Origin of the sequence: Alistipes intestinihominis, from assembly GCF_040095975.1 — a bacterium.
GTDB classification, from domain to species: Bacteria; Bacteroidota; Bacteroidia; order Bacteroidales; family Rikenellaceae; genus Alistipes; species Alistipes senegalensis.
This window is the reverse complement of sequence record NZ_JBBMFL010000002.1, coordinates 387,531-395,672: the sequence shown is the minus strand read 5'-3', so window position 1 is coordinate 395,672 and position 8,142 is coordinate 387,531. Positions and strand designations below refer to the sequence as shown.

Annotated in this window: 9 protein-coding genes; all 9 read right to left on the bottom strand. The window is 64.9% G+C overall.

Annotated features, from left to right (window positions below; all coding sequences use genetic code 11):
* Nucleotides 1–193: 193 nt before the first annotated feature.
* Entirely contained in the window at nucleotides 194–739 is a 546-nt protein-coding gene (locus tag WMO46_RS03190; protein WP_019151839.1) for a KdsC family phosphatase, read from the bottom strand.
* The gene (locus tag WMO46_RS03185) at nucleotides 715–1,494 is read right to left on the bottom strand and encodes a Rossmann-like and DUF2520 domain-containing protein (protein WP_196018043.1); all 780 of its coding nucleotides are present in this window, start codon (nucleotides 1,492–1,494) and stop codon (nucleotides 715–717) included. Before WMO46_RS03185 ends, WMO46_RS03190 begins: the two co-directional genes overlap by 25 nt.
* 113 nt (nucleotides 1,495–1,607) lie before the next feature.
* On the bottom strand, nucleotides 1,608–2,912 hold the full coding sequence (locus WMO46_RS03180; RefSeq protein ID WP_196018044.1) for a YihY/virulence factor BrkB family protein: 1,305 nt from the start codon (nucleotides 2,910–2,912) through the stop codon (nucleotides 1,608–1,610).
* 30 nt (nucleotides 2,913–2,942) lie between these two features.
* Nucleotides 2,943–4,088 carry a THUMP-like domain-containing protein gene (locus tag WMO46_RS03175; RefSeq protein WP_349093767.1) on the bottom strand — a complete coding sequence of 382 codons (1,146 nt, stop codon included), beginning with the start codon at nucleotides 4,086–4,088 and terminating at the stop codon, nucleotides 2,943–2,945.
* Nucleotides 4,085–5,563, bottom strand: coding sequence for a ComEC/Rec2 family competence protein (locus WMO46_RS03170; RefSeq protein WP_349093766.1), 1,479 nt, complete (start codon nucleotides 5,561–5,563; stop codon nucleotides 4,085–4,087). The genes WMO46_RS03175 and WMO46_RS03170 overlap by 4 nt, the downstream gene beginning before the upstream one ends.
* A gap of 36 nt (nucleotides 5,564–5,599) precedes the next feature.
* Nucleotides 5,600–6,001 carry a structural protein P5 gene (locus tag WMO46_RS03165; RefSeq protein WP_129651160.1) on the bottom strand — a complete coding sequence of 134 codons (402 nt, stop codon included), beginning with the start codon at nucleotides 5,999–6,001 and terminating at the stop codon, nucleotides 5,600–5,602.
* A complete protein-coding gene (locus WMO46_RS03160) occupies nucleotides 5,994–6,419 on the bottom strand; it encodes a phage holin family protein (RefSeq protein ID WP_019151819.1) in 426 nt (141 codons plus the stop codon). The genes WMO46_RS03165 and WMO46_RS03160 overlap by 8 nt, the downstream gene beginning before the upstream one ends.
* The gene (locus WMO46_RS03155; protein WP_019151818.1) at nucleotides 6,394–6,867 is read right to left on the bottom strand and encodes a DUF6712 family protein; all 474 of its coding nucleotides are present in this window, start codon (nucleotides 6,865–6,867) and stop codon (nucleotides 6,394–6,396) included. Before WMO46_RS03155 ends, WMO46_RS03160 begins: the two co-directional genes overlap by 26 nt.
* The gene (locus tag WMO46_RS03150; RefSeq protein WP_129651162.1) at nucleotides 6,864–8,090 is read right to left on the bottom strand and encodes a phage portal protein; all 1,227 of its coding nucleotides are present in this window, start codon (nucleotides 8,088–8,090) and stop codon (nucleotides 6,864–6,866) included. Before WMO46_RS03150 ends, WMO46_RS03155 begins: the two co-directional genes overlap by 4 nt.
* Between the last annotated feature and the right edge of the window lie 52 nt (nucleotides 8,091–8,142).

Sequence of the window (8,142 nt, the reverse complement as noted above, 5' to 3'; positions counted from 1 at the left end):
CTTCCGGGCGGCTTCTGCGGATTCGTAGGCGAAATACGAAGCCCGCATCGGCAGGCGGTTGATTTCGTTCACCGCGGGATCGAGCCATTCGTTGCTCCGGGCCCGGAGTCCGGCGGCCGTGCATACGCACAACAGGGTCAGGATCAGTTTTTTCATCGTTCAGGTCGGTTTTGAAATTGTTTCAGGGATTATGTTACCGCGATGCGGCGAGCGACGAGGGGGTGACGCCCTGCGAATCGCGGGCCCAGTCGCCGCGGGCGCGGAGAACCTGCTCGACGATGTCGCGCACGGCGCCTTCGCCGCCCCGGAACTCCGAAACGTAACGCGAAGCCTCGATCACCTCAGCCGCGGCGTCCGCCGGGCACACCGGAATTCCGACCGCGCGCATGCACTCCAGGTCAGGGATGTCGTCGCCCATGTAGATCACGTCCTGCGGGTCCAGACCTTCGTTGGACAGGTATTCGCGGAGTGCCGTGATCTTATCCATGCAGTCGATGTAAAAGTGCCGGATGCCGAGCATCCGGAGGCGGTTTTCGAGCGTCCGCCCGCGGCCTCCCGTGATGATGCAGACCTTGTAACCCATTTTGATCGCATAGGCCAGCGCGTAGCCGTCCTTGGCATTGTAGCGGCGGATGAAATCGCCGTCGGCCGTGGGGATGATGCCCCCGTCGGTCATCACGCCGTCAACGTCGAACACGAACGCCCCGCAGCGTGCTATATCTTCTTTGAAGTTTCCCATATGCTTTGACTTATAGTTGAATAGATGTTTTTCAGTCGGAGGTCGAACGACAGCAGGTCGCCGTGGCGGGCCTTCGTGGCGAAGTCGTTGCGCACGGCGGGTCCCGTCTGCACGTCGAGTGGCGAGCGGGCGTCGCAGGCTTTGGCGGCGGTCTCGGCGATCAGCGGTTTCAGCACGTCGAAATCAATCCCCGCATCGCGCACGATGCGTTCGCCGACGGCATACATGTGGTTGGCGAAGTTGCAGGCGAAAACCGCCGCGAGGTGCACCCGGGCCCGCTGCTCGGAGGTGGCCCAGATCACCGTGCCGGAGAGCTGCCGGGCGAACGCCTCCAACTCCGGGTGCAATTCTGCCGAAGGGGTTTCGAGGAAGACCGGGATGACCGAGAAATCGACTTCGCGGCCCTTGGTGAAGGTCTGCATCGGGTAGAAGACCGCCCGGCGGGCGAATTTCTCCGGGATGGCGGCCAGCGGCACGCTTCCGGCCGTGTGGGCGACGGCGGCGCCCTCGGGGATGGGAAGCGTCGCGGCGACGTGCTCCACGGCCTTGTCGCTCACGGCGATCAGGTAGATGTCGGCGTCTTGGGCGAGCATCCCGGGATGCGTCGCCCAGTCGGTAGCCGTGAGCTCCGCGATGATGCGGGCCCGTTCGGCGTTCCGGGCGAAGATCTGCACGAGTTCGAGGCCGCTTTTCGCAACCGCGCGGGCCAGCGCTTCCGCCAGGTTCCCGCTGCCGATGATGACGACACGTTTCATGGAATTAAGAATTAAGAATGAAAAATTAAAAATCGAACTTTTCCCGATTTTCGTTTCCGGGATGTTTCCTGGTCAGGGTCTCATTTTTAATTCTTCATTTTTCATTTTTAATTTTATAGCAGTTCTGTCAGCCGCACGTTCTCCTGCGACTGGCGGGCCGAGTCTTTCAGCATCTCCAGTTCGCGGTCCACGCGGGCGAGTTCGGGCGTCTGTCCGAGGTCGAAGGTGGTCTGTCCCGACCGTTCGACCGCTTCCAACACCCCGTAGACGGTCATCGACGCGATGTCGTGGGCCGGAGTGAAGGCCGTTTCGCGTTCGCCGTCACCGCTGCGCACGGCGATCAGCTGCCCGGCCTGCACCAGCTGGAACAACACGTCGTTGACGATGCGCGTGGGCAGGCCGAGCCGTGCGCGGATCTCGTCCGCGGGCATGGCCCCGCCCTTGTCGCGGAAGTTCCGGACCACGGTGAGCATCACGGCCAGCAGCACCTTGCGGCGCTGGTCGTAGCTGATCAGCAGCGATTCGCGCTCCTCGCCGAAACGCGCTATGTTCTGGTAAGCGAACGACAGCTCGCCGCCGAAGAGGAGTATCTCCCACGAGGTCTGCATCCAGATCAGGAACAGCGGCAGGGCCGCGAAACTGCCGTAGATGGCGTTGTAGGAGGTCATCCACCGCTGGACGTAGACATAGCCCCATTGGAACAGCAGGAAGATGGTTCCGGCGACGATGCCGGCCATCAGGGCGCTGCCGAAGCGGACCTTGGCGTTGGGGATGATGATGTAGAGGAAGGTGAACATCACCCAGATCACGATCATCGAGGCCAGCCGCGACAGCAGTTCGAAATACCAGCTGTCGTCGAATCCCACGAGTTCCTGGGCATATTTGCCCACGGCGTTGGCCACGATCCAAAGGATCGGCACGATCATCACCACGGCGATGTAGTCGGTCCACTGGCGGGTGATGCTGCGTTCGACCTTGACCTCCCAGATGTTGTTGAAGGCGCTTTCGATCGACCCGAAGACCCGGATCACGGCCCAGAAGAGCGTCACGAGCGCCACGGCGGCCACCACGCCGCCCTGCGTGCGGGCCAGGGCGTTTTCGGCGAAACCGACGAGGTAGTCGATGATCTCGGGATTCTGCGGGAAGAGGGCGTAGAGGTTTTCGGTGAGGCCCTCCGCGAGTCCGAATCCCTTGACGATGGCGAAGACCACGGCGACGATCGGCACCAGCGACATCAGCGTGTAGAACGTGAGCGCCGCCGAGCGGACGATGGTCCCGTGTTCGAGCAGGCCCCGCGCCGTGTAGAACAGCAGGCGGTACTGCTGCACGAGCCACCGCACGACGGGGTTGCGCCATTCGTTCACGTCGCGCCGGAAGATCGTGTCGGTGAAGTATGTCAGGAATTCGCTGAGTTTCATAAGAGGTCGTTGGAAATCAGGCAAATATAGTTATTTTAAGCGGATAACCCAAAAATCGTTCCCGATTTTCGTGAAAGCCAGCCGCAGTTCCGCTCCGGGATGCAGCCCGAGACGGCGCATCAGCTCCTCCGCCGCCAGCGGGAAGTCGCGTTTGAGCACCTCGGCCCCGCGGCCTTTCAGTTCGCGTTTCAACCGTTTGGGATCGTAGGGTTCGATCCGCTCGACGGCATGGACCCGTCCGAGCACTACCTGCGGCTCTTCGGCGGCGAATCCGTAGCCGTTTTCGCTCCAGACGGCGGCCTTTCCCGCGAGGTGGAGCCGGACCAGCCGGGCTTTTTGCAGGGCCACGTCGGGGACCACGAGCCAGCGGCAGCACGCCGGGTCGAACGTTTCCGGTTCGGGCGCCGTGTCGCCGGGCCGGGCTGAGAAGGAGCCGTGCCCGAGGGCCGTGGCGGTGACGAGCGGCCCCATGCCGTCGGCGTAGACGAGCACCTCCTTGCATTCGCCGTCGAGCGAGACGACCTCCACGCGGCTGTCGGGGAAGAGCCGCAGGGCCTCGCCGATGTCGAAGAGCGGGGAATTCTTGATGCACAGACGCCCCGAAACCCGGTCGAGAAGCGGTTTCAGGGCGATGATGTCGGGCGAACAATCCTCCAGCCGCACCAGCTTGCGGCCCTCGGCCGAGCGGCGGTCGGGATCGGTGTAGATCCAGTCGAAATGCAGGCCGTCGCGCCGGAGATACTCCTCGGCGGAGGTGTTCACGACCTCGATATTCGTCGCGCCCAGCCGCGAAAAATTCTCGGCGGCCACCCGGGCCAGCACGTCGTTGCGTTCGAGTGTCACCACGCGGCCGAAACGGCGGCTGAGGAAAAACGCATCGACGCCCAGTCCGCAGGTGAGGTCCAGCACCGTGTCGCCCCCGATCCGTTTGTGGGCGGCGCAAGCCTCGCTCGACGCCTGCTCGAAAGCCAGCGGAGGCAGGATGCACTGCGCCGCGGCATACGACGGGAGCTTCTGGGCGGCCCGCGCGAGGTATTTGACCTGCGTGGCGACCAGCCGTGCATGGGGGACCCGGCGGTCCTTCGCCACTTCGATCGGGTCGCGGTCCCGGGCGGCGGCGATGGCGCGCTGCACCTCGCCGGTCAGCAGGAGGGTGTATTCTTCGGACGTTATCACGTCCGCAAAGGTACGCTTTTTTTCGGTTCGGCACTCCATGCCGCGGCGGTCGCAAGGACGAAGACGAAGTACAGGGCCGCTGTCTGCCATCCTCCGAGGGTGTAATTCGCCGCTCCGCCCGGCAGCGAGGCGGTCAGCCGGGCCAGCGCGTCGATCCCTCCGGCCGCCGTGCCCGTCACGAATCCGAACGCCGGAGCGAGGACCCCGACCGGAGCGAGCATCCACAGCGCCCCGCCGAAGACCACGACCCCGGCCAGCGCGATAGCCGGCGGATTGACGGCCAGTCCTGCCAGCGGCACGACGCCGAAGGTGTGGGAGACGAGCGGCGCCGTGGCGAGGGTCGCGGCGAGACCGATCAGGTAGGCGTCGATCACGACGTTCAGCCCTTTCCACCGGGTCCGGCAGCGGCGGCAGAGCGGCACGCCCCACGCGAGGATACCCGCCACGGCGAGGAACGAGAGCTGGAAACTGATGTCCCCTAACCAGTTGGGATTCCACAGCAGCATTCCGAACGCCGCCGTTGCGAGGGCGTTCATCCCGACGTATTCCGAGGCCGAGGCCAATGCCGCCTGCAAGACGGTGCACATCACGGCGGCCCGCACGGCGCTCGGCGGAAATCCCGCCGCCGCGACGAAGAGCCACACGGCCCCGGCCGCCAGCAGGTTTTTCAGCAGGTGTCCCCGGCGCAGCAGCGGCAGCCACCACAGCACGGCGTTGATGAGTACGAAGACGATCCCCGTGTGAAGTCCCGACACGGCCAGCAGGTGCGAAAGTCCGCTGCGGGAGAAGCGGGCGCGGAGTTCCGGGGTGATGCCCCGCCGTTCTCCGGCTGCCATCGCTTCGACGATGGCCGCGGCCTCCGGCTTCATCGGCAGCCGGGCGAGGCGTTCGACGGCGGTGCGGTGCAATCCGGCGTATTGCTGCGGCAGGCGTTCGAGGATCGTCCGCTCCGAGACCCGCAGCGTTCCGGCATAGCCCCTTCGCCGCATCAGGCGGCGGTAGCTCTCCGCTCCGCCCCGGAAAGGCCGCACCGTACCCCGGCAGCGGAGGCGTTCGCCAGGTTGCAGGTCGGTGAGCGAATCGACGTAGAGCCGGACCCGGGCGTCGGAGGGGTGCCAATGCCCGTCCGCGGGGTCGCGCCATGCCGCCACCGAAGCGTCGGCCGTGGCATACCGGCCACGGTCGGCGGGAAATCCCTCCACGGTGATTTCGTAGACGGTTCCGATGTCCCGCGGCACGGTGGGCGAAGGCGTCCGGAGCTGTGCCGCGGCGAATCCCGCCGTGAGGAGCATCCCCACGGCCGACGCCTGCGAGCGGAGCAGCAGGGCCATGACTCCCGTGCATACGAAAGCCCCTGCGAGAAACCACAGGGGCAGTTCGTATCGGCCTGCCAGCGCGATTCCGGCCGCGAACGGTACGAGGAGTTTCAGGACGGGCATGCGGTCGAGCCGCGCGAGCAGGCAGGAGAGTTTCATCGGGAGTGGTCTATTCGGGTGTAAATATAGTGAAAATCAACCGACGAACAGCTCCCAGCCGCGCCTTATTTCGTCGGGGTCGGCGGCCGTGCCGTTCTCCACGCGGGAGATGGCCGCCGCGACGGGAACCATCGTCGCCGGGTCGAGCGTCTCCAACGCCTCGTCGGGACCGATGCCCGTGTCGGCCGACACGGCGCGGATGTAGGCTTCGGTGCGGTTCTCCGAGGGCGGGGCCCAGCGCGAGATCATCTCGCGGATGCTTCGCAGTCCGTGCCGCACCCGGTAGGTGTGCAGCAGGACGAAAATCGCCCGGTATCCCCACGCCAGCGATTCGAACTGTTTGAAGGCCGGGTCGCGCGAGGGGCGCACCTCGCCTTTGTAGCGGACTTTCGATTGACGGATATTGCCCGGATTGCAGTTCGCCAACCCTCTACTCATCGCCTGCCTCCTTTCGGATGCGGCGGTGGACGTAGCGGCGCAGCCAGCGGAACAGCGGGGCGTCGGAGAGTTGCGCGGCGTTTTCGAGGAACGACCACAGCTCCACTCCGCAGGTGAACCCCGTGAGGAGTTTCGCCACGTTCAGCTGCATGAAATCCAGTACGCAGCTGTCGATCAGCCACGCCATTGCGATCGCCGTGACCGCCAGCGTGAGTTTGACCACCGTGCGCCACGCCTTGCAGCTTTCGAAATACCAGGCGCGGCCTTCGCGGCGGGCCGTGGCGCGGTCGGCAGCCACGCCCGAAAGGAAGTCTACGCCGATGAAAACCACGGTCGTGGCTATCAGCGGCCCGATCGGGGCGAACAGGGCGGCGATCCCCGCCGCCGCGCCGCTAATGAATCTGAACAAAGCCTCCATCGGTCGTGCAGCGTCTGAGCGTGTCGTTTTCGGGGTCGTATTCCGGGAATTCGTCCCGGTGTGCGAACAGATGTTCTCCGGCGCGGCGCAGCAGCGTCCGGGCCTGAGTCCGCAGGCTGCGTCGCAGGGCTCGGAGCGCCGCTTCGCCGGCCGGCTGGCCGCAGGCGGTCTTGGGGGCCGTCGTGCCGCATTGCCCGGTGCTGATGTCGAGCCGCGATTGGAGGGCGAGACGGGTGAAGAGGGCCGTCGGGGCCGCGAGGTATTCGTCGCGGAATCCGGCGTAGGAACCTTCGAGGAGCTTTTCGTAGAGCGCCCGCCCTACGACCGGGACGATGTGGCGCTGTTCGGCTCCGGCGATGTCGGCTTCGGTGACGCTATCCGGAGGCAGGTAATCCCCGCCGCCGAAGGCGAGGCGCAGGACCTGCAAAGGTGTGATGAGGGTTTTCATTCGATGCTCTTGATATTGTATTTGGTGATTTCCGAGAGGAAAACCTGTTGTTTCGGATCTTCCGGGTCGTAGTCGAGTCCGTCGGCCTTGCGGGCCTCCCAGACCTTCATGTAGATGGGTTTCGAGCGCGTCGGCGGGCGGTTGACGATTTGCAGCGACGCCGTGTCGAGCCCCAGCACCGAGGCGATGACGGTGCGGATCGGCTCGGTGAGTTCGGCTTGCTCGGCCAGGATCACCGTGTTCAAAGCCACTTCGTATTCGTGGAGGATGCGCTCGGCGCTGAATCCCGAGGCGTAGTCCAGTCCGCTCAGGGTCCGGAACCACGAATGGGCCACGACGATGTCCCCGACGGCCTGTTCGTGCAGCGCCTGCCAGTCGCCTTCGTTCTGCGCGGCGATGGGAATGAAGCGCGAATTGTCGTCTTCGCCCCCGTCGCGGATGACGAACATCACCTGCCCGGGATTCCCGGCGAATTTCTGCTCTGCGAGGCGTACGATGCGTTCGGCTTCGGCCTCGTTGTCCACCGACGAGTCGAGCATCATCACGCCCGACAGCTGGAACGAGTTGTCCAGCCGCGAGATGTTCCAGCGGTCGGTCTTCCAGGCGATGGCCGAGACGCTGAAACCCGCGATGTAGGGCGGCACGCCGTAGTGTTCGAACATCGGTTCGTAGTCCTTGTAGTGGACGATCGAGCGCATGGAGCCGTCCTCCTGCCGTTCGAATTGCGGATAGAGGGGCAGCGACCGCGCTTCGGCGGGTTTGAACGCCGCCCAGTCGTGATGGAGCAGGATGTGTTCCGAGTCGCGGGCCACGCGGCAGCGCGAGGCGTCCTGATGGTAGAGCGAGAGGAAGGAGCGCTCCTCGTCGGTGACGATTTCGAGAAAGGCGTTGCCGAACAGCGACTTGTCGAAGGCCAGTTTGTTGAGCACCTGCCTCAGGCTTTCGCCGCTGCCGTTCACGCGGCGGACGAACGCCGCCAGCCGCGGTTCCCGGGCTTCGTCGCAGGTGAATCCCTTGCCCGAGATGTAGTCGGCTTTGTCGTTGATGATGCGTCGGTGGGTCGTCGAGCGCCGGGCCATCAGGGCCAGCGCCGCCGGGAAGAGGTTGTCGTCGCCCCAGCGCCAGAATCGGTCGCTCTCGACCCGTGTCGTCCCCAGCGCGAAGTAGGGGTCGGTGCGGTTGGCGACCCCTACGGCGGTTTTGATTTTTTTCGCTTTGTTCATGGCGTTGTTTCGGATTCGGGGCCGCAGCGGCCCGCAGGGAACCTCCCTGCGG